This is a genomic window from Paracoccus sp. (in: a-proteobacteria) (genome assembly GCF_035556475.1).
GTDB lineage: Bacteria > Pseudomonadota > Alphaproteobacteria > Rhodobacterales > Rhodobacteraceae > Paracoccus.
In genome coordinates this window covers 30,395-55,950 of the sequence record NZ_DATMFA010000074.1, presented here as the reverse complement: position 1 = coordinate 55,950, position 25,556 = coordinate 30,395, and the positions used below count along the sequence as shown (strand labels likewise).

At 67.4% G+C, this 25,556-nt stretch carries 26 protein-coding genes; 18 read left to right on the top strand and 8 right to left on the bottom strand.

The features are described 5' to 3' along the window. Positions 1–2: 2 nt before the first annotated feature. Together rplS and rpmE are read left to right on the top strand one after the other, a co-directional pair. Entirely contained in the window at positions 3–383 is a 381-nt protein-coding gene (rplS, locus tag VNQ78_RS09515; RefSeq protein WP_325689036.1) for a 50S ribosomal protein L19, read from the top strand. Positions 384–394: 11 nt separating this feature from the next. Beyond that, positions 395–616 carry a 50S ribosomal protein L31 gene (gene rpmE, locus VNQ78_RS09510; RefSeq protein WP_325689034.1) on the top strand — a complete coding sequence of 74 codons (222 nt, stop codon included), beginning with the start codon at positions 395–397 and terminating at the stop codon, positions 614–616. A 136-nt stretch (positions 617–752) separates the two neighbouring features. Here rpmE and VNQ78_RS09505 read toward each other — a convergent pair whose 3' ends face one another. Continuing rightward, positions 753–980 carry a hypothetical protein gene (locus VNQ78_RS09505; protein ID WP_325689032.1) on the bottom strand — a complete coding sequence of 76 codons (228 nt, stop codon included), beginning with the start codon at positions 978–980 and terminating at the stop codon, positions 753–755. Then, positions 977–1,216, bottom strand: a complete 240-nt coding sequence (locus tag VNQ78_RS09500) for a hypothetical protein (RefSeq protein WP_325689031.1) — start codon at positions 1,214–1,216, stop codon at positions 977–979. The genes VNQ78_RS09505 and VNQ78_RS09500 overlap by 4 nt, the downstream gene beginning before the upstream one ends. Between VNQ78_RS09500 and VNQ78_RS09495 the strand changes: the two genes are divergently transcribed. The 4 genes from VNQ78_RS09495 to VNQ78_RS09480 all read left to right on the top strand — a co-directional run bounded on the left by VNQ78_RS09495 (position 1,209) and on the right by VNQ78_RS09480 (position 6,588). Continuing rightward, positions 1,209–1,406: a hypothetical protein gene (locus VNQ78_RS09495; RefSeq protein WP_325689029.1), complete on the top strand. Its 198-nt coding sequence runs from the start codon at positions 1,209–1,211 to the stop codon at positions 1,404–1,406. The genes VNQ78_RS09500 and VNQ78_RS09495 overlap by 8 nt on opposite strands. A 77-nt stretch (positions 1,407–1,483) precedes the next feature. Continuing rightward, entirely contained in the window at positions 1,484–2,263 is a 780-nt protein-coding gene (locus VNQ78_RS09490; RefSeq protein ID WP_325689027.1) for a division plane positioning ATPase MipZ, read from the top strand. Between the two features lie 69 nt (positions 2,264–2,332). Next, entirely contained in the window at positions 2,333–3,523 is a 1,191-nt protein-coding gene (locus VNQ78_RS09485; RefSeq protein WP_325689025.1) for an efflux RND transporter periplasmic adaptor subunit, read from the top strand. Next, positions 3,520–6,588, top strand: coding sequence for an efflux RND transporter permease subunit (locus VNQ78_RS09480; protein WP_325689023.1), 3,069 nt, complete (start codon positions 3,520–3,522; stop codon positions 6,586–6,588). The genes VNQ78_RS09485 and VNQ78_RS09480 overlap by 4 nt, the downstream gene beginning before the upstream one ends. Before the next feature lie 91 nt (positions 6,589–6,679). On the opposite strand, the gene VNQ78_RS09475 is transcribed toward VNQ78_RS09480, so the two are convergent. The 4 genes from VNQ78_RS09475 to VNQ78_RS09460 form a co-directional block, all read right to left on the bottom strand. Beyond that, a complete protein-coding gene (locus tag VNQ78_RS09475; RefSeq protein ID WP_325689021.1) occupies positions 6,680–7,978 on the bottom strand; it encodes a pyruvate dehydrogenase complex dihydrolipoamide acetyltransferase in 1,299 nt (432 codons plus the stop codon). Between the two features lie 12 nt (positions 7,979–7,990). After that, positions 7,991–9,352 carry a pyruvate dehydrogenase complex E1 component subunit beta gene (locus VNQ78_RS09470; RefSeq protein ID WP_325689019.1) on the bottom strand — a complete coding sequence of 454 codons (1,362 nt, stop codon included), beginning with the start codon at positions 9,350–9,352 and terminating at the stop codon, positions 7,991–7,993. A 17-nt stretch (positions 9,353–9,369) separates the two neighbouring features. Next, the gene (gene pdhA, locus VNQ78_RS09465; RefSeq protein ID WP_325689017.1) at positions 9,370–10,401 is read right to left on the bottom strand and encodes a pyruvate dehydrogenase (acetyl-transferring) E1 component subunit alpha; all 1,032 of its coding nucleotides are present in this window, start codon (positions 10,399–10,401) and stop codon (positions 9,370–9,372) included. Positions 10,402–10,535: 134 nt separating this feature from the next. Continuing rightward, complete coding sequence (locus VNQ78_RS09460; RefSeq protein ID WP_325689015.1) at positions 10,536–10,829, bottom strand: FtsB family cell division protein; 294 nt, start codon at positions 10,827–10,829, stop codon at positions 10,536–10,538. Positions 10,830–10,970: 141 nt separating this feature from the next. Here VNQ78_RS09460 and VNQ78_RS09455 point away from each other — a divergent pair, with 141 nt between their 5' ends. From VNQ78_RS09455 to VNQ78_RS09440, 4 genes are read left to right on the top strand one after another with little or no spacing between them, the layout of a single operon-like run. Continuing rightward, a complete protein-coding gene (locus VNQ78_RS09455; protein ID WP_325689013.1) occupies positions 10,971–11,252 on the top strand; it encodes a hypothetical protein in 282 nt (93 codons plus the stop codon). 9 nt (positions 11,253–11,261) lie between these two features. Beyond that, entirely contained in the window at positions 11,262–11,921 is a 660-nt protein-coding gene (locus VNQ78_RS09450; RefSeq protein WP_325689011.1) for a DUF1523 family protein, read from the top strand. Between the two features lie 56 nt (positions 11,922–11,977). Then, positions 11,978–12,931 carry a deoxyribose-phosphate aldolase gene (gene deoC / locus VNQ78_RS09445; protein ID WP_325689009.1) on the top strand — a complete coding sequence of 318 codons (954 nt, stop codon included), beginning with the start codon at positions 11,978–11,980 and terminating at the stop codon, positions 12,929–12,931. Positions 12,932–12,937: 6 nt separating this feature from the next. Beyond that, positions 12,938–15,268 carry an aldehyde dehydrogenase family protein gene (locus VNQ78_RS09440; protein WP_325689007.1) on the top strand — a complete coding sequence of 777 codons (2,331 nt, stop codon included), beginning with the start codon at positions 12,938–12,940 and terminating at the stop codon, positions 15,266–15,268. Here VNQ78_RS09440 and VNQ78_RS09435 read toward each other — a convergent pair. Beyond that, positions 15,265–16,020 (bottom strand): hydroxypyruvate isomerase family protein, encoded by a 756-nt coding sequence (locus VNQ78_RS09435; RefSeq protein ID WP_325689005.1) that lies wholly within the window; start codon positions 16,018–16,020, stop codon positions 15,265–15,267. The genes VNQ78_RS09440 and VNQ78_RS09435 overlap by 4 nt on opposite strands. 1 nt (position 16,021) lies before the next feature. Further along, entirely contained in the window at positions 16,022–16,576 is a 555-nt protein-coding gene (locus VNQ78_RS09430; protein ID WP_325689003.1) for a DUF1285 domain-containing protein, read from the bottom strand. A gap of 62 nt (positions 16,577–16,638) precedes the next feature. Between VNQ78_RS09430 and VNQ78_RS09425 the strand changes: the two genes are divergently transcribed. The 8 genes from VNQ78_RS09425 to VNQ78_RS09390 all read left to right on the top strand — a co-directional run bounded on the left by VNQ78_RS09425 (position 16,639) and on the right by VNQ78_RS09390 (position 25,498). Continuing rightward, on the top strand, positions 16,639–17,640 hold the full coding sequence (locus tag VNQ78_RS09425; protein WP_325689001.1) for a MoxR family ATPase: 1,002 nt from the start codon (positions 16,639–16,641) through the stop codon (positions 17,638–17,640). Beyond that, positions 17,637–18,506 carry a DUF58 domain-containing protein gene (locus VNQ78_RS09420; protein ID WP_325688999.1) on the top strand — a complete coding sequence of 290 codons (870 nt, stop codon included), beginning with the start codon at positions 17,637–17,639 and terminating at the stop codon, positions 18,504–18,506. The genes VNQ78_RS09425 and VNQ78_RS09420 overlap by 4 nt, the downstream gene beginning before the upstream one ends. Next, the gene (locus tag VNQ78_RS09415) at positions 18,506–20,446 is read left to right on the top strand and encodes a BatA domain-containing protein (protein ID WP_325688997.1); all 1,941 of its coding nucleotides are present in this window, start codon (positions 18,506–18,508) and stop codon (positions 20,444–20,446) included. The genes VNQ78_RS09420 and VNQ78_RS09415 overlap by 1 nt, the downstream gene beginning before the upstream one ends. Next, positions 20,443–21,273, top strand: a complete 831-nt coding sequence (locus VNQ78_RS09410; protein WP_325688995.1) for a DUF4159 domain-containing protein — start codon at positions 20,443–20,445, stop codon at positions 21,271–21,273. The genes VNQ78_RS09415 and VNQ78_RS09410 overlap by 4 nt, the downstream gene beginning before the upstream one ends. Continuing rightward, positions 21,270–23,378, top strand: a complete 2,109-nt coding sequence (locus VNQ78_RS09405; protein ID WP_325688993.1) for a hypothetical protein — start codon at positions 21,270–21,272, stop codon at positions 23,376–23,378. The genes VNQ78_RS09410 and VNQ78_RS09405 overlap by 4 nt, the downstream gene beginning before the upstream one ends. Before the next feature lie 68 nt (positions 23,379–23,446). After that, positions 23,447–23,926 carry a 3-hydroxyacyl-ACP dehydratase FabZ gene (fabZ, locus tag VNQ78_RS09400; protein ID WP_325688991.1) on the top strand — a complete coding sequence of 160 codons (480 nt, stop codon included), beginning with the start codon at positions 23,447–23,449 and terminating at the stop codon, positions 23,924–23,926. Beyond that, positions 23,919–24,704: an acyl-ACP--UDP-N-acetylglucosamine O-acyltransferase gene (gene lpxA / locus VNQ78_RS09395; protein ID WP_325688989.1), complete on the top strand. Its 786-nt coding sequence runs from the start codon at positions 23,919–23,921 to the stop codon at positions 24,702–24,704. The genes fabZ and lpxA overlap by 8 nt, the downstream gene beginning before the upstream one ends. After that, positions 24,701–25,498, top strand: a complete 798-nt coding sequence (locus tag VNQ78_RS09390; RefSeq protein ID WP_325688987.1) for an LpxI family protein — start codon at positions 24,701–24,703, stop codon at positions 25,496–25,498. Before lpxA ends, VNQ78_RS09390 begins: the two co-directional genes overlap by 4 nt. Positions 25,499–25,556: the final 58 nt, after the last annotated feature.

Genomic DNA, 25,556 nt, shown 5'->3' with positions numbered 1-25,556 from the left:
CGATGAACCTGATCGCCCAACTCGAAGCCGAGCAGATCGCTGCGCTCGGCAAGGAAATCCCGGATTTCAAGGCCGGCGACACTGTTCGCGTCGGCTATAAAGTGACCGAAGGCACCCGCACCCGCGTGCAGAACTACGAAGGCGTAGTCATCTCGCGCAAGGGCGGCGGCATCGGTGCGTCCTTCACCGTTCGCAAGATCTCGTTCGGCGAGGGTGTCGAGCGCGTCTTCCCGCTTTACTCGACCAACATCGACTCGATCACCGTCGTGCGTCGTGGCCGCGTCCGTCGCGCCAAGCTGTACTACCTGCGTGATCGTCGCGGTAAATCGGCCCGTATCGCCGAGGTCACCAACTACAAGCCCAAAGCCGAAGCCAAGGCTTAAGGAGACGCGCCATGAAAGCAGAGATTCACCCCGACTACCACGTCATCGACGTCAAGATGACCGACGGCACCGTCTATCAGGTGCGCTCGACCTGGGGCAAGGAAGGCGACGTGATGTCGCTGGACATCGACCCGACCGTGCACCCGGCATGGACCGGCGGTTCGGCCAAGCTGATGGATGCTGGCGGCCGCGTGTCGAAGTTCAAGAACAAATACGCCGGCCTGGGCTTCTGAGCCCTCCGTCATCGGCAGACAAAGGAAACGCCGCCCGAGATGGGCGGCGTTTCGCGTTCCGGGCTACGCCTTCGACACGGTGGGCATGGCCGAAGGCGGGGGAGGCGCCCGGTTGCTGGGACAGGCCCCCGGCGGTCTAGATCATGCCGGCGAAAAGCGGCGACCAGACCGGGGCATCTGCCGGTCCCGCTGCCAGGGGCCTGCCGGTCAGGGAACCCCGACCGGTATCTATGGTGACGCGCCCGTCGCGGTAGCGCTGCAGGACCGGGCCCTGCACGCTTTGATGGGCGGAAAGCGGGATGGTCGCATAATTCGGGACCGGGGCGCGGGCGCGGGCCAGCGCGGCAAGGCTGAAACGGATCATTGGCGGCTTCCCTTTTCGTCCATGCGTTCGATGAAGGTATCCCAGCGCATCGGGTCGCGGTTGCGCATGAGTTCGCGCGAGGTTTCGATCGGTTCATGCGTGATCAGGACCAGCGGGATCCCCGAGATCCTGTGCGGCTTGCCGGAGCAGCGATCAATCAGCGACACCGCATAGCTGGGCACTGCGGACCGGGTCGTGCGGTCGGCGAAAGCCGAGAGATGGTTCAGCATGGTCATCCTTGGCCCCTTTCTGGCAAGAAACGCGCCGGAGCTTTGCCGGCAGGTTTATTACGACACAGTTGATCGTGTTTTGCAAGAAAAAACTCTATCTGATAAATCGTGTTTTATTGCTAGCGATTTCAGTATGTTGTTTTATTCAGACGGCGATCCGGGCTTGTTTCCCTTCTGCCGCACCCGCATCGCCTGACCGCGAGGGAATGCTTTCCAACCCCTCGGTCGCCTCCTATTCTTGGGCCGCAAGGGCAGAGCCGGGCAGGGGGAATCGTGGCGCATATCATCGTGGTCGGGAACGAGAAGGGCGGCTCGGGCAAGTCCACAACCTCGATGCATGTCGCGACGGCGCTGGCACGGATGGGCCACCGGGTCGGGGCGCTCGACCTCGACGTGCGGCAGAGAAGCTTTGGCCGCTATCTGGAGAACCGGGTCCATTTCCTGAACCGCGAAAGCCTTGACCTGCCGACGCCGCTGCTCGGCCATCTTGCCGGGGAAAGTCACGGGGTCGATCCGCTCTCGCAGGCGATCGAGCAGCTTGAACCGGAATGCGATTTCATCCTGCTCGACTGTCCCGGCTCGCATACCAAGCTGAGCCAGATGGCGCATACGCTGGCCGATACGCTGATCACGCCGATGAATGACAGCTTCATAGATTTCGACCTGCTGGCGCGGATGTCGCCGGATGGCAGGATCCTCGGCCCGTCGATCTATGCCGAGATGGTCTGGGGCGCGCGCCAGCTGCGGGGCGAGGCGGGGGCGGTACCGATCGACTGGCTGGTGCTGCGAAACCGGCTGGGCACGCAGCAGATGCACAACAAGCGCAAGGTCGGGGGCGCGCTGGAGGCGCTGTCGAAGCGGATCGGCTTTCGCGTCGCGCCCGGCTTCTCGGAGCGGGTGATCTTTCGCGAGCTGTTCCCGCGCGGATTGACGCTGCTCGACCTCAAGGACATCGGCACCGATCAGCTCAGCATGTCCAACATCGCCGCCCGGCAGGAGCTACGCGACCTGTTCACGGAATTGCGCCTTCCCGGCGTTTCCGTGACGTTCTAAGCCACGCGTCGAACCATTGTTGCGGGCGGGGGTTGTCCCTATCCTTGCCGCACATGCCGGAGGAATTGAATGTCAGCAAGCGGCAGGCTCATCACCGCCCTTTGGGCCGGTATCGGGACGGCTTTTCTGCTGGCATCGCCATTGCGGGCCGAGGAGGCGGGGGCCGCGACCGTCACGCAGGAGGTGCCGGTCGTCACCACGGCTCAGGCGACCCGCGAGGTGATCGAGGCGCGTGTGCCGGTCACCGGCTCGCTGGTCGCGCGCCAGCCGGTGCAGATCCACGCCAATGTCGTCGGGCGCGAGATCCGCGAGATCGCGGTCGAGGTCGGCGACAGCGTCAAGGCGGGCGATGTGCTGGCGCTTCTGGATGACGAGGCATTGGGCGCGCAGCTGGCGCAGGCCGATGCCGAGTATCAGCGCGCGACCGCCGCGGTGCGGCAGGCGGAAAGCCAGATCACCAGCGCCGAGGCGACCTTGCGGCAGGCCGTTCTGGCGCTGAACCGCACGCGCAGCCTGCGCCAGAGCGGAAGCGCCGCGCAGGCCGCCCTGGACGAGGCCATCGCGACCGAGGCCTCGGCGCAGGCCGCCGCCGCTTCGGCTTCGGACGGACTTGGGGTCGCCAAGGCGCAGCTCGCGCAGGCCGAAGCCGCCCGTCACATCACGCGCCTCGATCTGGACCGGGCGCGCATCCTTGCCCCGGTCGACGGGCTTGTGGTCGGGCGCAATGCCGAGATCGGCGCAATCCCGGCCGTGGGTGGCGAGCCGCTGTTCACCATGATCGCCAAGGGCGAGATCGAGCTTGCCGCCGATGTGATCGAGACCGCGCTGATGCAGATCAAGCAGGGCGACCCGGTCGAGGTCGAACTGGCCGGGGGCGTCGTGATCCCCGGCAAGGTCCGTCTGGTGCCCGCCGCCGTCGATCCGGTGACGCGGCTTGGTCAGGCGCGGATCTCGCTTGCCCCCGATAGCCGGCTGCGCGTCGGCCTTTTCGCGAGCGGCTGGGTCATCACCGACCGGCGCGAGGCGCTGACCGTGCCCGCGACCGCGATCCTCGCCGATGACGAGGGCGAGCGGGTTCAGGTGCTGCGGGACGGCATGGTCGAGACCCGCCCGGTCAGGGCCGGGATCACATGGCAGGGCCGGCGCGAGGTGCTGGAAGGGCTGGAGCCCGGTGATGAGGTGATTGCGCGGGCCGGAGCCTTCTTCCGCTCGGGCGACCATGTGCGCGCCGCGCCGCCCGCCTCGGGCAAAGCGCCATGAATTTCGCCACCTGGTCCATCCGCCGACCGGTCCCCCCGATCGCGGTCTTTCTGGTCCTGCTTCTGGTCGGGCTTTACAGCTTCAGCCGGCTGGCGGTGACGGCGATGCCGAATATCGACCTGCCGCTGGTCAGCGTCACCGTCAGTCAGCCCGGCGCCGCGCCCTCGGAACTGACGCGGCAGGTGATCCAGCCGATCGAGGATTCGATCGCCTCGATCACCGGCGTACGCCATATCAGTTCGACCGCGACCGACAGCTCAGCCTCGATCACCGTCGAGTTCGAGTTGGAGACCGATACCGACCGCGCGGTGAACGACGTGAAGGACGCGGTCGCGAATGTGCGCTCGGACCTGCCGGAATCCATCCTCGAGCCGCTGGTCAAGCGCATCGACATCAGCGGCATGGCGATCCTGACCTATGCCGTCAGCGATCCGGACAAGAGCATGGAGGAGCTGTCGAAATTCGTCGATGACGTGGTTTCGCGGGATCTCTCGACCGTTCCGGGCGTGGCCAGCATCACCCGCATCGGCGGGGCGGATCGCCAGATCAATGTCGAGCTTGATGCGGCGCGGATACAGGCCTTCGGCCTGACGGTCGCCGATATCTCGGACCAGTTGCGCCAGAAGAACATCGACATGGGCGGCGGCCGGGGCGACATGGCGGGAACGGAATATTCGATCCGCGCCCTCGGATCGGCCCCCGATGTCGCTCGCCTTGCCGCGACGCCGATCCTGATCGGGCAGGGGCGGACCGTCCGGCTGGACCAGCTTGGCACCGTCACCGACGGGCCAAGCGACGAGCGCAGCTTTGCCCTGCTGAACGGCCAGCCCGTGGTCGCCTTCGGCGTCTTCCGGGCGAGCGGGGCCTCCGACCTCGTGGCGGGGGATGGGACCAAGGCGCGGATCGGCGAGATCCTCGCGCGCAATCCCGGCATCCGGTTCGATCTGATCGACGACGCGACCACCCATACCGCGGCGAGCTATCACTCGGCCATGGACACGCTCTATGAGGGCGCGGCGCTGGCCGTGGTGGTGGTGTTCCTGTTCCTGCGCAACTGGCGCGCGACGCTGATCGCGGCGGTGGCGCTGCCGCTGTCGATCATTCCGACCTTCTTCGTCATGCATATGCTGGGCTTTACCCTGAACGGGGTCAGCCTGCTTGCCATCACGCTGGTGACGGGAATCCTTGTCGATGACGCCATCGTCGAGATCGAGAATATCGTCAGGCATATCAACATGGGCGTCCCGGCCTATGAGGCGAGCATGGAGGCCGCGAACGAGATCGGGTTGACCGTGATCGCGATCAGCTTCTCGATCGTCGCGGTTTTTGCGCCGGTCAGCTTCATGAGCGGGATTGCCGGGCAGTATTTCAAGCAGTTCGGGCTGACGGTCGCGGTCTCGGTCCTGTTCTCGCTGTTGGTGGCGCGGCTGATCACGCCGATGCTGGCGGCCTATTTCCTGCGCGACAATACCCATATCGCCGAGGGGCGGGACGGCCCGCTGCTGCGGTTGCTGATGCGGATCCTTGGCTGGACGCTGCGCCACCGCCTGCTGACGCTGCTGATGGGTCTGGGGGTTTTCGCGGGGTCGATCTTTTCGGCGACGCTGCTTCCGACCGAATTCGTGCCGTCGCAGGATGTCGGGCGCAGCCAGATCTCGGTCGAATTGCCGCCGGGATCGACGCTTGCGCAGACCGAAGCGGCGGCGCGGCAGGTCTCGGACCGGGTGGGGCAGGAGCCGGAGGTGCGCTCGGTTTTCGTCAATGGCGGGAACGGGCAGGTGACCGACGCCACGATCCTTGTCAATTACGGCTCGAAGGACGAGCGCGAGCGGTCGAGCTTCGAGATCGAGGAGGTGCTGAAGCGCGACCTTGCCGAATTGCCCGACCTGCGGCTGAACTTCCTGAACGAGGCCGGGGCGAACGATTTCGAGATCTCGGTCCTCGGCGTCACCGAGGATGGCGCGGCGGAGGCGGCCGAGCGGCTGATGGCCGCGATGAAGACCTTGCCGAGCCTTGAGGACGTCACCTCCTCGGCGGCGCTGCAGCGGCCCGAGATCCAGATCCATCCCCGGCAGGCGGTTGCGGCGGAACTGGGGGTCACGGCCAGCGCGCTGGCCACCACGCTGCGCATCGCGACGCTGGGCGATACGGAATCGAACCTCGCGAAGTTCAATACCGGCGAGGAGCAGATCCCGATCTTGGTGCGCCTGAACGAGGCGGCGCGCCAGGACGTGATGATGATCCGCGACCTGCGCGTCCCAAGCTCGGCCGGGCAGGTGCCCCTGGAGGCGGTGGCCGATGTCGCGATCTCGGCCGGGGCGACCGAGATCGGCCGCTATGATCGCCGCTATCGCACCACGGTCTCGGCGAACCTGGCCGAGGGCGCGCTGCTTGGCCCGGTGAATAGCGAGGTCGCGGCGCTGCAACAGCAACTCGACCTGCCGCCGGGAACCGAGATCAAGCCTGCGGGTGACGCCGAGATCATGGCCGAGGTCTTCGAGGCCTTTGCCGTCGCCATGGTCTCGGGCGTGATGCTGACCTATGTGGTGCTGGTCCTGCTGTTCCACAATTTCATGACGCCGGTGTCGATCCTGATGTCGCTGCCGCTGGCCATCGGGGGCGCGATCCTCGCGCTGTTCCTGACCGGGAATTCGATCAGCATGGCGGTGGTCATCGGCTTCCTGATGCTGATGGGGATCGTGACCAAGAATGCGATCATGCTGGTCGAGTTCGCGCTGAGTTCGATCGACCGGGGCACCCCGAAGCGGGAGGCGATCCTTGATGCGGTCCACAAGCGCGCGCGCCCGATCGTGATGACGACCATCGCCATGACGGCGGGCATGGTGCCCTCGGCCATCGGGACCGGCGAGGGGGCGGAGTTCAGCGCGCCGATGGCGATTGCGGTGATTGGGGGCCTGCTGCTGTCGACGCTGTTGTCGCTGCTGTTCGTGCCCTCGCTCTTCTCGGTCGTCCATGGCGCGCAGATGCGCGCGTCGCGCTGGCTGAAGCGGCGGATCGGGCTCAATACCGCGCCGGAAGTGGCGGGCGAACAGGGCGGGGGCTGACTGCCCCCGCACCCCCGTGGGTATTTTCGAAACAGTGAAAAAAGGGGGCCGGAATGGCCCCCTCTCATGTCTTTCGGCTCTCTCGTCCGGTTCAGGCCAGCATGCCCATCGGGTTTTCCAGATGGCGCACGATGGCTTCGAGAAGCTGTGCGCCAAGCGCGCCGTCGATTACCCGGTGGTCGACCGAGAGGGTCATGGACATCACGTTGCGGATGACGACCTCGCCATTCTCGACAACCGGGGTCTGGATGCCGGCGCCGACGGCGAGGATTGCGCCATGCGGCGGGTTGATAACCGCGTCGAAATTCTCGATCCCGAACATGCCGAGATTGGAGATCGCGAAGCTGCCGCCCTGGTATTCATGCGGGGCGAGCTTTTTCGTCTTGGCGCGGGTGGCGAGGTCCTTCATCTCGGTCGAAAGCGCCGACAGCGTCTTTTGCTGCGCGTCCTTGAGGACCGGGGTGAAGAGCCCGCCTTCGATCGCGACGGCGACCGCCACGTCCGAAGGCTTCAGCTTGAGGATGCGGTCGCCGGCCCAGACCGCATTCGCATCCGGCACTTCCTGCAGGGCCAGGGCGCTGGCCTTGATGATGAAGTCGTTAACCGAGAGCTTGACGCCCCGCGATTCCAGCTGCTTGTTCAGGAGCGCCCGGAACTCCATCAACGCGTCGAGCTTGGCCGAGCGGCGCAGGTAGAAATGCGGGATGGTCTGCTTGGCTTCGCTGAGGCGGGCCGCGATGGTCCGGCGCATGCCGTCGAGTTGAACCTCGGTCGTCTCGCGGTCGGCATACATCTTGAGGACGGTTTCGGTGGACAGACCCGCCGGGGCGGGAGCGGCTGCTGCGGCGGCGGGGGCGGCGGCACGGGGCGCCTCGGCCGGTTTGGCCGGGGCGGGTTTCGCCCCTTCCAGATCCGCCTTGACGATACGGCCATGCGGGCCGGAACCGCTGATGGTCGCGAGGTCGATGCCCTTTTCCGCGGCGATGCGACGGGCGAGGGGCGAGGCGAAGATGCGTCCGCCATCCGCCGATTTCGGCGCGGCCGGGGCGGGGGCAGCGGCGGCTGCCGGGGCGGCTTCGGCCTTCGGTGCCTCGGCTTTCGCCTCGGCCTTGGGGGCGGGCGCCGCGCCGATGTCATCGGCGCTTTCGCCTTCCTCGAGAAGGACGGCGATCGGGGTGTTCACCTTGACCCCGGCCGATCCTTCGGCGACCAGGAGCTTGCCGATCTTTCCCTCATCCACGGCCTCGAATTCCATCGTGGCCTTGTCGGTCTCGATCTCGGCGATGATGTCGCCCGACTTGACCTCGTCGCCTTCCTTCACCAGCCATTTGGCCAGCGTGCCTTCCTCCATGGTGGGGGAAAGCGCGGGCATCAGGATTTCCGTTGGCATCTCGCTATCCCCTTACTTGTAGGTGACTTTTTTCACCGCCGCGACCACCTCGTCCGAGGTGATCAGGGCATGTTTTTCGAGATTGGCGGCATAGGGCATGGGCACGTCCTTGCCGGTGCAGTTGATCACCGGCGCATCGAGATGGTCGAAGGCGTTTTCCATGACATAGGCCGAGATGTGGTTGCCGATCGCGCCGACCGGGAAGCCTTCCTCGACGGTGACGAGGCGGTTGGTCTTCTGGACCGAGGCGATGATCGTGCCGTAGTCGAGCGGGCGCAGGGTCCGAAGGTCGATGACCTCGGCGTCGATACCCTCGGCCGCGAGCTTATCGGCGGCCTCGAGCGCATGGCTCATGCCGATGCCGAAGCTGACGATGGTTGCGTCCTTGCCCTCGCGCGCGATGCGGGCCTTGCCGAAGGGGATGGTGAAGTCCTCAAGCTCCGGCACCTCGAAGCTGCGGCCGTAGAGGATCTCGTTTTCAAGGAAGATGACCGGGTTCGGGTCGCGGATCGCCTGCTTCAGCAGGCCTTTCGCATCGGCCGCCGAATAGGGCATCACCACCTTGAGACCGGGGATCTGGGCATACCACGCGGCATAGTCCTGGCTGTGCTGGGCGCCGACGCGGGCAGCCGCCCCGTTCGGCCCGCGGAACACGATCGAGCAGCCCATCTGGCCGCCCGACATGTAGAGCGTCTTGGCCGCCGAATTGATGATGTGGTCGATCGCCTGCATGGCGAAGTTGAAGGTCATGAACTCGACGATCGGGCGCAGGCCGGCCATGGCCGCACCGGTGCCGATGCCGGCAAAGCCCATTTCCGAGATCGGGGTATCGACCACGCGGCGCGGGCCGAACTTGTCGAGGAGGCCCTGGCTGATCTTGTAGGCGCCCTGGTATTCGCCGACTTCCTCGCCCATGAGGAAGACCGTCTCGTCGCGGTTCATTTCCTCTTCCATGGCCTCGCGCAGCGCTTCGCGCACGGTCATGGTCTTCATCTTGGTGCCTTCCGGCCAGTCGGGCGAGCGGTCGGCCCTGGGTGCGACGGGCGCGGCGGCGGCGGGCGCTTCGGCCTTGGCTTCGACCGGGGCGGCCTCGGCTTTCGGTGCCTCGGTCTTGATGTCGTCGGCGCTTTCGCCTTCCTCGACCAGCACGGCGATGGGGGTGTTGACCTTCACGCCCTGCTCGCCCTCGGCGATCAGGATCTTGCCGAGGATGCCTTCATCGACCGCCTCGAATTCCATCGTGGCCTTGTCGGTCTCGATCTCGGCGATGATGTCGCCGGCCTTGACCTCGTCGCCTTCCTTTTTCAGCCATTTCGCCAGCGTGCCTTCCTCCATGGTCGGCGACAGGGCGGGCATCAGGATTTCCGTTGCCATCTGTTCTACTCTCCCCCTCAGGCGTTCTCGGTGGCCGAACCTTGCGGCAGGTCGGCGGCATAGATGTCTGTCCACAGCTCTTCGAGCGCAGGTTCGGGGCTTTCCTTGGCAAACTCGGCGGATTCGTTCACGATGTCCTTGATTTCCTTGTCGATGGCCTTCAGGTCATCTTCGGTCGCGTGCTTGCCGGTCAGCAGCAGGTCGCGCACATGTTCGATCGCGTCGCGTTCGTCGCGCATCTTCTGCACTTCCTCGCGCGAGCGGTACTTGGCCGGGTCGGACATGGAGTGGCCGCGATAGCGATAGGTCATCACCTCGAGGATGTAGGGGCCCTTGCCAGCGCGGCAATGCGCGACGGCCTTGGCGCCTGCCGCGCGGACCGCCAGCACGTCCATGCCGTCGACCTGCTCGCCCGGGATGCCGAAGGCGGCGCCGCGGCCGAAAAGCGAGGTCGACTTGGTCGAGCGCTTGACCGAGGTGCCCATGGCATACTGGTTGTTCTCGATCACGAAGACGACCGGCAGGCTCCAGAGTTCGGCCATGTTGTAGGTCTCATAGACCTGGCCCTGGTTCGCCGCGCCATCGCCGAAATAGGTGAAGGTGACGTTGTCGTTGCCAAGATACTTGTCGGCGAAGGCGAGGCCCGCGCCGAGCGGGACCTGCGCCGCGACGATGCCATGGCCGCCGTAGAAATGCTTCTCGCGGCTGAACATGTGCATCGAGCCGCCCTTGCCCTTGGAATAGCCGCCCTCACGTCCGGTCAGCTCGGCCATCACGCCCTTGGCGTCCATGCCGCAGGCCAGCATATGGCCGTGGTCGCGATAGGAGGTGATGCGCTTGTCGCCTTCCTTGGCGACCGATTCCAGCCCGACGACGACCGCTTCCTGGCCGATATAGAGGTGGCAGAAACCGCCGATCAGGCCCATGCCATAAAGCTGGCCGGCTTTCTCCTCGAATCGACGGATCAACAGCATGTCACGGTAGTATTTCAGCAACTCGTCCTTGGATACGTTGGACGTGCTTTCCGCGGCTGCGGGCTTTCTGACCATGGGTCCTCCTCCTCGGCGCAGGAATAGTTCAGCGTTAAACTACTTCTAGGCCGGAGTTCCGGGAAAAGTAAACCTGCGATCTGCGAGCCGCAGGATTCCGGCAATGCGTCGATCCGCGCCTGCCCGGAATCCGGTCAGCGGATGATGATCTCGTCCGGGCGCATATAGCCAAGGACATCGCGGGCGCGTTCGTCCAGCAGGTCCATGTCGAGGTAATCATCCGAAAGGCGGCGGGTCAGGTTCTTCATCCGGTCGACCTCGGCCTGCAACTTGTCGCGCTGTGCTGCGAGGTCGCGGGTATCGGCCTTGATCTGCTCGCGCCGCAGGACGCCCGAGGGGCCCTGGACGGCGGCGAAGGCGAAATAGGCCCCCATCAGGGCCATGACGACGAAGAAGACCAGGGCGCTGATCGACAGGCGTTCGGACATCGGAGCTTTTCCTCGTTTTCCGGGATGATGCCACAGCGGGGCGAGATGGGGAATCCCAAAGGCGGGTGATTGACAGATCCCGCCTGCCGCCCTTCCATGGCGGGATGAGCCTTGCCCAGATCCTTCGGGAAAGATCCTGACATGATGGCCCTGATCCGGCTGATCGGCCTCGTGCTGGCCGTCGAACTGCTCTTCTATGTGCTGCTCTCGATCTATATTCGCAGCACCAGGCGCGAGGCGCTGGAAAAGGAATGGGACCGGCGCCACCCGGAGATCGCCGGGAACTCGCCCCTGCGGCGCGAGTTCGTCCGCCGGTCGATGATCGGCTTCGGCAGGACGCTCCGCGCGCGGTTGGTCGGGCTGGTCCTTGTGCTTCCGCTGGTCGCGATCGTGGTGATCGTGATTCTGGTGAACTATGATTGAGGGGGCGCCATGCGCTGGTTTCTGACAATCCTTGGTGTGACCTTCGGCGTGGTCGTGTTCCTGTTTCTCGATTATGCGCTGCCGTCGAAGCAGACGGTTCGGATCACGAACACCTATAACCGCCTGACGGATATCGGCGCGAACTCGATCTTCTTCGCCTCGCCCGATACCGGGACGGTCCAGAATGCGGCCGGGCAGCGGGACGTGCGCTTCATCGACACCGTGCGTCCGAATGGCAGGCCCTATGTCTATCGGAACGAGGATACCGGCTGGATCTGGCCGCCCTATTTCAAATATGACAGCTCGAACCTCCATGCGCGGGCGACCGACCTGAAATCGACCGCGGCCGATCCAGACTGGGTCAGCGTCACCTCCTATGGCTGGCGGGTGTCGTGGCTGTCGATCTATCCCAATGCCATCGCGATCCGTCCGGTGGCGGGGCCGGATGTGCGGCCCTTCAACTGGCCGGCGACGATCATCCTGCTGGTCATGGGGCTTTTGCTGTTCCTGATCTGGCGGATGTGGAACCAGTTCCGCGAGCGCAGCATAGACCCGGCCCTGCGCTCGGCCGACGAGGCATGGGACCGGATCGATGCGCGCGCCGATGCGGCGCGGGACCGGGCGCGCAGCCGCATCGGCCGCTGGTGGCAGGGTATGCGCGGACGTTGAGCTTGCCGCAAACCGCGCCGGCGACTAGCTTGCGCGGACCCACGAAAGGGGAAGCGATGAAGGATTCCGGTCGCCGCAATCCCGGCACGCCGCTGCAACTCGACTGGTTCGAGGGGCTGCGGATCAACACCCCCGCGAGCGAGCGGCGGGCGGCCAGCCTGACCCAGCGCCGCAGCCTCAAGAAGGAATGGCAGGCGGCGTGGCTTCTGAACGCGGTCCGCTGCATCGACCTGACGACGCTGTCGGGGGACGACACCCCGGACCGCGTGGCCCGGCTTTGCGCCAAGGCGCGCGCCCCGATCGACGCGGGGCAACTGGCGGCTCTTGGGATCGAGAGCCTGACGACGGGCGCAGTCTGCGTCTATCCCACGATGGTTTCCGCGGCCAAGCGCGCGCTGGAGGGATCGGGCATTCCCGTCGCCTCGGTCGCGACGGGCTTTCCGGCGGGGCTCATGCCCCTCGACCTGCGGCTGGCCGAGATCCGCTATGCCCTGGATCAGGGCGCGGACGAGATCGACATCGTGATCAGCCGCGCCCTTGTGCTGCAAGGGAACTGGTCGGCGCTTTATGACGAACTTTCAGCCATGCGCGAGGCTTGCGGCGATGCGCGGATGAAGTCGATCCTCGCGACCGGGGAACTCAAGACGCTGGAAAACGTCGCCAAAGCCAGCCATGTCGCGATGCAGGCGGGATCGGATTTCATCAAGACCTCGACCGGGAAAGAGCCGGTGAACGCCACCCTGCCGGTCAGCCTGACCATGCTGCGCACGATCCGCGACTATCGCGACCGGACGGGCTTCGCCGTCGGCTTCAAGCCTGCGGGCGGACTGCGGACGGCCAAGGACGCGCTGAACTGGCAGGTGCTGATGGCCGAGGAACTGGGCCGCGACTGGCTGCGTCCCGACCTGTTCCGCATCGGGGCGTCGTCGCTGCTGGGCGATATCGAGCGGCAGATTTCCCATCACGTGACGGGGCGCTATGCCGCCTCGCACCGTCTGGCGGCAGGATAGGCGAAGATGCCAAGCGTAGGCGAGATCATGGAAAGCATGGAATACGGCCCCTCGACCGAGGACGCCTCGGCCGTTCGCGACTGGCTGCGCGAACGTGGCAGCTTCGGCCATTTCATCGCGGGACGCTTCACGCGACCGGGCGAGACCTTTGCCACGCGCGATCCCTCGACCGGCGAGGAGCTGGCGCGGGTCACCCAAGGCTCGGGCCGCGACGTGGCCAAGGCGGTGCGCGCCGCGCGCCGGGCGGCGCGGGGCTGGGGCGCGATGGCGGGGCATGACCGGGCGCGGTTCCTCTATGCCATTGCCCGCACGATCCAGAAGCGCGAGCGTTTCCTTGCTGTGCTGGAAACGCTCGACAACGGCAAGCCGATCCGCGAGAGCCGCGACATCGACATTCCGCTGGTCGTGCGCCATTTCTACCACCATGCCGGCTGGGCCGAGATCGCGGCGAGCGAGTTTCCCGAACATCGCCCGCTTGGCGTCTGCGGCCAGATCATCCCGTGGAACTTTCCGCTGCTGATGCTGGCATGGAAGGTCGCGCCTGCGCTCGCCGCCGGGAACACGGTCGTCCTGAAACCCGCCGAATACACCCCGCTGACCGCGCTGGCCTTCGCCGAGATCTGCGCCCATGTCGGCCTGCCTGCGGGCGTCGTGAACATCGTCACCGGCGATGGCGAGACCGGGGCGGCGCTGGTCTCGTCTCCGGTCGACAAGATTGCCTTCACCGGCTCGACCGAGGTTGGCCGGTCGATCGCCCGGACCCTCGCCGGGACGGGGCGCAAGCTGACGCTGGAACTGGGTGGCAAGTCGCCCTTCGTGGTCATGGCGGATGCCGACCTGGATGCCGCAGTCGAGGGCGTGGTCGATTCGATCTGGTTCAATCAGGGGCAGGTCTGCTGCGCCGGCTCGCGCATCCTCGTCGCCGAAGCGGTGGCCGAGCGGTTCGAGGCCCTGCTGAGCCGCCGGATGGAGAAGCTGCGCGTTGGCCCGCCGCTCGACAAGTCGACCGATATCGGCGCGATCGTCGACCCGGTGCAGAAGACCCGCATCCTCGACCTTCTGGCCGAGGCGACCGAAGCGGGGGCCGAGCTGGTCGGCGGCGGGGCGGGGCAGGGATGCTTCATCGCCCCCGGCTATCTCAGAAACATCGCCCCGGCCAATCCGGGGATGCGGAAGGAGATCTTCGGCCCGATCGCCACGCTCTCGACCTTCCGCACGCCGGACGAGGCGGTCGAGCTTGCGAACAACACGGCCTATGGCCTCGCCGCCTCGGTCTGGTCGGAAAGCGCTACGGTCGCGACCGATCTGGCGCAGCGGATCAAGGCGGGCGTGGTCTGGATCAATTGCGCAAACCTCTTTGACGCGGCCGCGCCTTTTGGCGGGGTGCGCGACAGCGGCTATGGCCGCGAGGGCGGGCGCGAAGGGATGCTGGACTACCTCGCATCGCCCGCCGGGGCCGGAACGCGCAACCCGCCGCCCGCGCCGATGACCGTCGCGCCCGGGGGCGATCAGGCCGAGATCGACCGGACGGTGAAGCTCTATATCGGCGGCGCCCAGAAGCGCCCGGATGGCGGCGCAAGCTATCTCGCCCAAGGGGAGCTGATCCCGCTTGGCGGTCGCAAGGACATCCGCAACGCTGTCGAGGCCGCGCAGGGTGCCTTGGGCAAATGGCAGGCGTTGGGCGGACATGGCCGGGCGCAGGTGCTTTATTTTCTGGCCGAGAATCTGGCGCTGCGCCGCTCGGAATTCGCGGGCTATGCCTCGGCCGAGGAGGTCGAGACGGCGATCCGGCGCTGCTTCTTCTATGCGGGTTTCGCCGACAAGTTCGACGGCGGCACCGTCTCGGCAAAGGCCGGGCACCTGACGCTGGTTCAGCCCGAGCCGCATGGCGTGATGGGGATTGTCGCACCGAATGCCGCGCCGCTGGCCGGGCTGATGTCGCTGATCCTGCCCGCGATTGCCCTTGGCAATGCCGTCATCGCGTTCCCCTCGCAAGACCAACCGATGGCGGCGCTGAGCCTCGCGCAGGTTCTGGCCTGTTCGGATGTGCCGGGCGGCGTCGTCAACCTGATCACCGGGCCGCAGGACATGCTGGGCGAGGCGCTGGCGGCGCATGACGGCGTCAACGCGATCTGGCATCCCGGCCCAGCCTCAGCGATGGCGGGGGTCGAGCGTGCGGCGGCGGAAACGCTGATCCCGGTCTGGTCGCCCGAGGCCGTGGACTGGTCCGCGCCCGAGGCGCAGGGTCGCCATTTCCTGCGCCGCGCCAGCCGGACCAAGACGATCTGGCTGCCCTATGGCGCGCTGCCGGCCGGCAGCGGCGGCTCGGCCTATTAGGCCGAGCGAAGCCAGGCGACGCCCGATTCGGTCGACGATTGCGGCGTGTATTCCGCGCCGATCCAGCCGTCGTAATTGCTGGCCTCCAGCGCCCGGTAGAAGCTGGAGAAGTCGATTACCCCGACGCTCGGCTCATGGCGGCCGGGACAGCCTGCGACCTGGACATGGCGGGTGATCGGGGCAAAACGCTCCCACAGGGTCAGGATCTGGCCGTGGATCATCTGCGCCTGATAGGCGTCGAATTGCAGCCCCAGATTGGGGGCATCGACCTCGGCCAGGATCTCGGCGGCAAGGTCGAAGCTGTTCAGGTAATAGCCGGGATTGTCGCTTGCGTTGATCGGCTCGATGGTCAGGCTGAGATGGGGCGCGCGCGCCGCCGCCCATTTCAGGTTCCCGACCAGCGTGGCCCGCGCCGCAGCCCCCTTGGCGCGACCGGCCATGACATGGACATGCCGGACCTTGAGGGTATCTGCCAGCCGCAGCGCACGGTCGAAATCGGCGCGGAACAGCGCCTCGTTGCCCGGCTTCGCGGCAAAGCCGCGCGGCCCACCGGCCCAGTTCGGCGGCGGTGTGTTCAGCAGCACGAATTCGAGGCCGGCGGCCCCGGCTGCGGCGACCAGATCCTCGCAGGGCAGGTCATAGGGAAACAGGATCTCGACCCCGTCGAAACCGGCGCGCCGCGCGGCGGCGAATCGCTGCTGCATCGGCAGTTCGGTGAAAAGATAGGTCAGGTTCGCGGCAAATCGGGCCATGTCAGGGCTCCAACGGAAAGGTGGCGCCCCCCGAGCGCAGGACAAGGTGACCGTCGCGGTCAGGCATTGCGGCCTCGGCAAGGCGATAGAACGTCTTGCGGTCGATCAACGCCTCTAGGCCGCGGCGCACATGGACATAGGGACGCGGCATGTCGGGGGTGCCGCGCATCGTTACCGGATTGTCGGGACCAGCGATCACCTGATCGCCCATATTGGTTACAAAGGTGATCGTGTCCGCCTCTGGATCGATCAAGGCATCGACGGCAAGGAAGGGGGCATCAACCACGCGGATGCCCACCTTTTCGACCGGAGTGACGAGGAAGTAGGCATCCCCTTCGCGCTTGAGGATCGACGCGAAAAGCCGCACCATCGCCGGGCGACCGATCGGCGTGCCCTGATAGAACCATGTCCCATCGGCCCGGATCTCCATGTCGAGATCGCCGCAGAAGGGTGGATTCCACAGATGGACCGGCGGCGGGCCTTTTTTCGCGGCACGCGCGGCGACTTCGGCCAGCCCCTCGGCGCTGCTCACAGGATTGTCAGTCTTTGCACCCATTACCAGTGGAGCCTTTTCCAACCTCATCCTATGCTGTCCTAGAGCAGAAAAGAGGCATTGTCATGACCACGGACGATCAACTTGTCGCTGATATCCAGTCCCTGACATCCCGTCTTGCGGAAGCGCGAGGCAGCGTCGAGCGCCGCTTCGTCGGGCAGCATGACGTGGTCGAGCAAGTGCTGTCGGCAATCCTCTCGGGCGGGCACGCGCTGCTGGTCGGTCAACCGGGCCTCGGCAAGACCATGCTGGTCGACACGCTCTCGACCGTCCTTGGCCTCGACAGCGCGCGGGTGCAGTTCACCCCCGACCTGATGCCTGCCGATATCCTTGGCTCGGAGGTGCTGGACCTGCTGCCCGACGGCACCCGCGCCTTCCGCTTCATCGAGGGGCCGGTATTCACTCAGCTTCTGATGGCGGACGAGATCAACCGGGCCAGCCCGCGCACCCAGTCCGCGCTGCTGCAAGCCATGCAGGAGGGCGAGGTGACGATCAGCGGCGAGCATCGCCCGCTTGGCCGTCCCTTCCATGTCCTCGCGACCCAGAACCCAATCGAGCAGGAGGGGACTTATCCCCTGCCGGAGGCGCAGCTTGACCGGTTCCTTCTGCAGATCGACGTCGATTACCCTGACCGCGAGACCGAGCGTGCGATCCTTCTGGCGACCACCGGGGTCGAGCAGGGCGCGGCGCATCCGGTCTTCGATGCCGCCGGACTGGTCGCGGCGCAGGCCCTGATCCGCAGGATGCCGGTGGGAGAGACGGTGCTGAACGCGATCCTCGATCTTGTCCGGGCCGCGCGGCCCGGTTCGGCAGAGGCGCCGGGCTGGATGTCCGACATGCTGGTCTGGGGGCCGGGTCCGCGCGCCGCGCAGGCCCTGACGCTGGTGACGCGGGCGCGGGCCGCGCTGAACGGGCGCTTTGCCCCGACGCTCGAGGACGTCGAGGCGATGGCCGCCCCCGTGCTGCGTCACCGCATGGCGCTGAGCTTTGCCGCCCGCGCGCGCGGCGAGACGATCGAGGGGCTGATCGAGCGCCTTCTCGGCGACCGGATGCAGGCGGCGGCGTGAACCGCAGGGCCGCCGAACTTCGCGCCGATGCCGAAGCCGCGCTGAGCGCGCTTCCGGCCCTGATGCTGTCCGCCGAACGTCTGGCCGCCGCGGCGACCTCGGGCCTGCATGGCAAGCGCCGTCCGGGCACCGGCGAGGATTTCTGGCAATACCGGCCCGCGACCGCAGGCGATACCGCGCGCAGCATCGACTGGCGCCGGTCGGCCCGGTCCGACGCGCAATTCGTGCGCGACCGCGAGGCCGAGGTGGCGCAATCGGTCGTGCTCTGGGTCTCGGGCGCGGCGGGCATGGATTTTTCCGGCGCCCCGGCGCGGCCGACCAAGACCGACCGCGCCAACCTGCTGGCGCTTGCCCTTGTGCTTGCGCTGCTGGGCGGGGGCGAGCGGGTGGCACTGGCCGGTCAGTCGCCGCGACCGGGCCGGGCGCAGGCCGATCGCATCGGCATGGCGCTCCTCTCACGCGCCGCCCTGACCGTGGACGAGGACATGCCCCCGCCCGAGAGCTTGCGGCCGGGCCAGCGGGTCATCCTGATCGACGATTTCCTTGGCGATCCCGCGCCGGTGCTCGCCTATCTGGAGCGCGCGGCCGCCCTCGGGATCGAGGGGGCGCTGCTGCAGATCCTCGACCCGGACGAGGAGAGCTTTCCCTATTCCGGCGCGGTCCTCTTTCGCTCGGGCTCGGGCGCGCTGCGCCATGACACGCGGGACGCGGGCGGATTGCGCGCCGCCTATCTCGCGCGGCTGGCCGAGCGGCGCGAAAGCCTCTCGCGCGCGGCAATGCAGGCGGGCTGGCATTTCGGCACGCATGACACCGCCGCGCCGCCGGCGCAGGCACTGCTCTGGCTCTGGTCGGTGCTGGAGGGCTGATGCTGGTCCTTGGTCCCCTCGGTTTCCTGACCCCCTGGCTGCTGGCGGCGCTGGCGGCGCTGCCGGTGATCTGGCTGATCCTGCGCGCCATGCCCCCCTCGCCGCGCTTGCTGCGCTTTCCGGGCACGCGGCTTCTGCTGGGGCTGAAGGATCCGCAGCCCGTGGCCCGGCACACGCCATGGTGGCTTTTGCTGATCCGAGTGCTGGCCATCGCGGCGCTGATCCTCGCCTTTGCCGGTCCGATCTGGAAACCGGCGCCGGATCAGGCCGGGCAGGGGCCGGTGCTGATCGTCATGGATGGCGGCTGGGCCGCTGCGCCCGACTGGCCCCAGCGCCAGGCCCGCGCGCTGAGGGCGCTCGACCGCGCGGCGAGCGGCGGGCAGCCGGCGGCGCTGCTGGTCGCCGATGGGACGGCCACGGGCGCACTGCCCTTCCAGCCGGCCGAGGAACTGGCCGCGCGTCTGCGCGCCCTCCAGCCCGCCGCGTGGGAGACGCGCTATCCCCGCAACCTCGACGAGGTGCTGTCGCAGCTTCCGCCTTCGCTCTCGGTCCTCTGGCTCAGCGACGGGCTGGACCATCCCGGTCGTGGCGAGTTGCTTTCGGCCCTGCAAGCCCGCGCGGCGGTCACGGTGGTTCCGCCGCAAGGCCCGCGCGTCGCGCTGGAATTCGTCGCAGGCGAGCAGCCGGCCCTGCGGCTGCATATGGACAGCGCCGGGGCGGCACCCGCCGTTCTGGCCGTCGGCCTCGATCCGCAGGGTACGCCCCGGCAACTGGCGCGGCTGGAACCGGGCGAGGCCGAGGCCGCCTCGCAGGGGGTGACAAGCCGTCTCGTCCCGATTTCGCTGCCTTCGGAGCTGCGCAACCGCATCTCGCGGTTCGAGGTCGAGGGGCAGGAGGTGGCGGGGGCCGTCGTGCTGGCCGATGACAGCCTGCGCCGCCGCAAGGTGGCGCTGGTCGGCGACGACCGGGCCAGCGAGGGCCAGCGCCTGCTGCTGCCGCTGCATTACCTACGCCGGGCGCTCGCCCCGCGCACCGATCTGATCGAGGGTGGCATCGACGACGTGCTTCAGGCCTCACCCGATGTGATCGTGCTGGTCGACCAGCTCTCGCTGCCCTTCGACGAGGCCTTGCAGGACTGGGTCGACAAGGGCGGCCTCCTTATCCGGTTCTCGGGGCCGCGCATGGCCGCGTCCGAACGTCTCGCCGACGAGACGCTGTTGCCCGTGCGCCTGCGCGCCGGGGGGCGGGACATCGGCGGCGCGCTGAGCTGGGGCGATCCGCGCGGCATCGCGCCCTTCCCGGCCGAAGGGCCGTTTGCCGGGCTGGCGATCCCGCCCGACGCCATGGTGCGCGCGCAGCTTCTGGCCGAGCCCTCGCCCGACCTCGCCGCGCGGACGCTGGCGCAGCTGACGGATGGCACGCCGCTGATCACCCGCGCGCCGCTGGGGCAGGGGCAGATCGTTCTGTTTCACACCACGGCCAATGCGGAATGGTCGAACCTCGCGATCTCCGGCCTGTTCGTGCGGATGCTGGATCGGCTGGTCCAGACCGCTCGGGCAAGCTCCGAGGTGCCCGAGGTCGAAACGGATGCCAGCACCTTCTGGACGCCTTTGCAGGTCCTCGACGGTTTCGGGCGCTCGGCCGATCCGCAGGATCTGGTCCCGATCGCAGCGGCCGATTTCGCGCGAGGCCCGGCCCCCGGCGCACCGGCTGGGCTTTACCGCGCGGGCGAGCGGGTGCTGGCCCTGAACGCCGGCGGGCCCTTTGCCCGCGCCGTCTGGCCGGGCGCGCATATGGAAACCGTGACCGCGGCGCCGGGCATCGACCTGCGCGGCTGGCTGATCGCGCTTGCCGCACTCCTTTTCGCGCTGGATGCGCTTGGCAGCGCATGGCTGGCCCGCGGCAGGCAGCGCGCCCCCGGCGGGAGGGCCGCGGCATGAGGCTGGTGCTTGCCCTGCTGGTCATGGTCGCCGCCGCCCCGCTGCGCGCGCAGGATCCCGACCCGCAACTGATCCGCGCCGCGGATGAGGTGGCGCTGGCCTATGTGATCACAGGCGACGCTCGCATCGACGAAACCTCGGCGGCGGGGTTGCGAGGCGTCTCGCAGGTGCTGACCGACCGCACCACGGTCGAGCCGGGCGAACCCATCGGCATCGACCTCGACCGCGATGATCTCTCGCTCCTCACCTTCCTCTACTGGCCGGTGACCGAGAGCCAGCCGCTGCCGACGCCGCAGGCCTATATCCGGCTGAACCATTTCCTGCGCTCGGGGGGGATGATCCTTTTCGACACGCGCGACGGCGATATTGCGGGGCTTGGTGGACCGGACGGGGCGGCGGCTTTGCAAAGGCTGGCCTCGCCCCTCGACATTCCGCCGCTCGCGCCGATCCCGCGCGACCATGTCCTGACCCGCAGTTTCTATCTGCTGGACGATTTCCCAGGCCGCTATCAGGGCGTCGATGTCTGGGCCGAAGCGCCGCCCGCCGGGGCCGAGGCCGCCGAGGGCGTGCCGTTCCGCAACCTGAATGACGGCGTCTCGCCGGTGATCATCGGCGGCAATTCCTGGGCCGAGGCCTGGGCGGTGGGCGAGAATGGCCTGCCGGTCTATACCGTCGGCTCGGGCCTTGATGGCGAGCATCAGCGCGAGATGGCCTATCGCTTCGGGGTGAACCTGATCATGTATGTCCTGACCGGCAATTATAAATCCGATCAGGTGCATGTGCCGACGCTGCTGGAACGCCTGCGGCAAGAGGAGGTCATCCAATGACCGGCCTCGTCTTCGATCCCCTGCTGTCCTGGCCGCTGGTGGCGGCGGTCGCCGCGCTCGCGGTGCTGATCGCGGTCTGGTCATTCTGGCGCGGCTTGCGCGGCTGGCCGCTGCGCGGATTGGCCGGGCTTGCCGCGGCGGCGGCGCTGGCCGGCCCGGCGCTGGAAAGCGGCATCAGGAACAAACTGTCGGATATCGTGCTGCTGCTCGATGATCGCAGTGCCAGCCAGTCGCTTCCGGGTCGTGCCGGGCAGACCGATGCCGCGATCGATAACCTGACCCGCCAGCTTGCCGCCCTGCCAGATACCGAGATCCGCAGGATCAGCGTCACCGACGACCCGGACGGCACGCTGATCGGCGCCGCCCTGTCGCGCGCATTGGCGGCCGAGCCGCAGGCCCGCGTCGCGGGCGTCATCGCGGTGACGGACGGGCTCGCGCATGACGGGCCGATGCTGCCCGCCGACGCCCCCGCGCCGGTGCATCTGCTGCTGACGGGCCAGCCGCAGGACTGGGACCGGCGGCTGGTGATCGAGGAGGCCCCTGCCTATGGCCTGATCGGCCAGCCTGTGACGATCCGCCTTCGGATCGAGGATCAGGGCGAGGTGCCGCCCGAGGTCGCCGCAAGCCCGGCGCGGCTTCGGGTCACCGTCGATGGCGAGCCGAGCCGCAGCCTCGACCTGCCGCCCGGCGTGACGCTGGACCTGCCGGTCGTTCCCGAACATGCCGGGCAGAACGTCGTCTCGATCGGCTTCGACGCGCCCGAGGCCGAGGTTCCCGAACTGACCGAGCGCAACAACATGGCCGCGCTGCAAATTCAGGGGGTGCGGGACCGGCTGCGGGTGCTTCTGGTCTCGGGCGAGCCGCATGCGGGCGAACGGACCTGGCGCAACCTGCTGAAATCGGATGCGAATGTCGACCTGATCCATTTCACCATCCTGCGTCCGCCGGACAAGATGGATGCGGTCCCGGTGGACGAAATGTCGCTGATCGCCTTCCCGACCCAGGAATTGTTCATGGAGCGGATCCGCGATTTCGACCTGATCATCTTCGACCGCTATCGCGTGCGCGGCATTCTGATGCCGCAATATTTCGACAATATTCGCCGCTATGTCGAGGAAGGCGGCGCGGTCCTCGTCTCGGCCGGGCCCGAGATGTCGACCGTCGAAAGCCTGAACCTGTCGCCCTTGGGTTCGATCCTGCCGGCGCGGCCGACCGGACGCATCTATGAGGAGCCGTTCCTGCCGCGCCTGACCGATGACGGGATGCGCCACCCCGTCACCGCCGGCCTGCCCGGCGCCCCGAGCGATGACAGCGAGACGCATTGGGGCCGCTGGCTGCGCATGTCGCAGGTCCTGCCCGAACGCGGCGCGCAGGTGGTGATGACCGGGGCGAATGACCAGCCCTTGCTGATTCTCAACCGCGTCGGCAAGGGGCGGGTCGGGATGCTGACCTCGGATCAGGTCTGGCTCTGGGGGCGCGGGTTCGAGGGCGGGGGACCGCAACTCGAACTGCTGCGCCGCATCGCGCATTGGTCGATGAAGGAGCCGGAGCTGGAGGAGGAGGCGCTGCTGGCCGATGTGGCGGCGGGGCTGACCGTCACGATCACGCGGCGGACCATGGCCGACACCGCGCCGCCGGTGCGGATCACCGGCCCCGACGGCCGGACCGAGACGCTGGCGCTGACCGAGGAAGGGCCGGGGCGGCATTCGGCCCGCTGGACCGCGCCGGAACCGGGGCTTTACCGCCTGACCGATGGCGATATCACGCGGGTAATCGCGCTCGGCCCAGCCGCGCCGCGCGAGTTCGAGGAAACCGTGGCCTCGCCCGCGGTCCTCGGCCCGCTGGTCGAAAAGACCCGGGGCGGCGTGATCCATCTGTCACAGGGCTTGCCCGACCTGCGCATGGTGCGCGAGGGCCGGCCCGCGCATGGGCGCGGCGTCGCGGGCGAATGGATCGCGATCACGCCGCGCGGGGCCGCCTCGACCTCGGGGATCATGCATCGGCCGCTGTTGCCGGGATGGGGCTGGCTGCTGATCGTGGCGGGATTGGCGCTGGCCGGCTGGCTCAGCGAGGGGCGCGGCTGGCCGCGGCGGCGCGCGGCCTGACCGCCGGCAAACTTGCCAAGCGCGCGCCTCGTTGCTAGGCAAACCGAAACAGATAACGAGGACCGCTCATGTCCACTGACGCGACCCCCTATATTCCGCCCACCGAAGTCGATCTGATGGCGATCAAGCGGATCCTGCCGCATCGCTATCCCTTCCTGATGATCGACAGGGTGCGCGACATCGTGCCGAACGAAAGCTGCGTGGGCGTGAAGAACGTCACCGCGAACGAACCGCATTTCGAGGGGCATTTCCCGCAGGAGCCGGTCATGCCGGGCGTGCTGATCATCGAGGCGATGGCGCAGGCCGCCGCGGTGCTGGTCGGCGTCACCCTCGATCTGGCAGACAAGGGCATGGGCACCTATTTCATGTCGATCGACAAATGCCGCTTTCGTGCGAAGGTCGTGCCCGGCGATGTGCTGGAGCTGCACATGAAGACCCTGCGCGGCGGCGGCAAGATCTGGAAATTCGAGGGCCGCGCCATCGTCAACGGCAAGCTTGCCGCCGAGGCCGAGGTGATGGCCATGCTGAACCGTGGTGACAATGGCTGAGACCCAGATCCATCCGAGCGCGATCGTGGACCCCGCCGCCCAGATCGGCGAGGGGTGCCAGATCGGCCCGTTCTGCACCGTCGGGCCCGAGGTCGTGCTTGGCCGGGGCGTGGTGCTGAAATCCCATATCGTCATCGCCGGCGATACGGTCATCGGCGACGAGACGCAGGTGTTTCCCTTCTCCTCGATCGGCGATCTGCCCCAGGATCGCAAGTTCAAGGGCGAGAAGACGAAGCTGGTCATCGGCGCGCGCAACCGCATCCGCGAGCATGTGACGATGAATCCGGGAACCGAGGGCGGCGGCGGCATCACTCGCGTGGGCGATGACGGGCTCTTTCTGACCGGATGCCATGTCGCCCATGACTGCCAGGTCGGCGACCGCGTGACCATCGTGAACCACGCGGCCCTTGCCGGTCATTGCATCGTCGAGGATGACGTGACCATCGGCGGGCTCGCCGGTATCCACCAGTTCGTCCGCATCGGGCGCGGCGCCATGATCGGCGCGCTGACCATGGTGACGGCGGATGTGATCCCCTTCGGGCTGGTGCAGGGCCCGCGCGGCCATCTGGACGGGCTGAACCTCGTCGGGCTGAAACGCCGCGGCGCCTCGCGCGAGGAGATGCACGCGCTCCGCGACATGCTGGCGAAGCTTTCGGGCGGCAGCTTCCGCGATACCGCCCGCGCCATGGCCGAGGGCGAGAACGGGCCGATGGTGCAGGAAGTCCTCGACTTCATCCTCGGTCCTTCCGACCGCAGCTTCCTGGCGCCCCATCCATGAGCCGGATCGCCCTTATCGCCGGCGAGGGGCGCCTTGCCCCCGCCATCGCCGCCGCGCTGGACGCGCCGCTGGTCTATGCGCTGGATCATCTGAAGCCCGAGGTCGAAGCCAAGCCCTTCCGGCTCGAGCGGCTGGTGCCCTTTCTCGACGAATTGTCCGACCAGGGCATCGACCGCGTCGTATTCGCCGGCGCGATCCGCCGCCCGAGGATCGAGCCCGATCTTTTCGACCAGCGCACGCTGGCGATCCTGCCGCGCATCCTGATGGGGATGCAATCAGGGGATGACGCCGCCCTTCGCGCCGTCCTCGACGTATTCGAGGAAGCGGGCATCGCCATCGCCTCGGTTGACCAGATCCTGCCCGAACTCGTCCCCGCTGAGGGCGTGCTGGTGGGCGAACCTTCGGCCCGCGACCAGAAGGACGCCGCCCGCGCCGCCGAGATCGTCAGGGGCCTGGGCGCGCTCGACATCGGGCAGGGCGCCGTCGTGGCCCAGGGCCTCTGCCTCGCGGTCGAGGCGCTGCCGGGGACGGAAGCCATGCTCGAATTCGCCCGCCTCCATTCCGGGCTGAAACCTGATCCGAACGGGGCCGGGGGGGTTCTCTACAAGGCCCCGAAACCGGGCCAGGACCGCCGCATCGACCTGCCGACCATCGGACCGGATACCGTGCGGCAGGCGGCGGCGGCAGGTCTTGCCGGCCTCGTCTGGGAAGCGGGCAGCGTCATCCTGCTGGAACGGGAGGAGGCAATCGCCTGCGCGAAATCCGGAGGTCTGTTCCTGTGGTCGCGGGCGTGAATTGGGTATTTGGAAAACGGTGAAAGCCCAATGCCTTTCATCGTTTCACAAATACCCA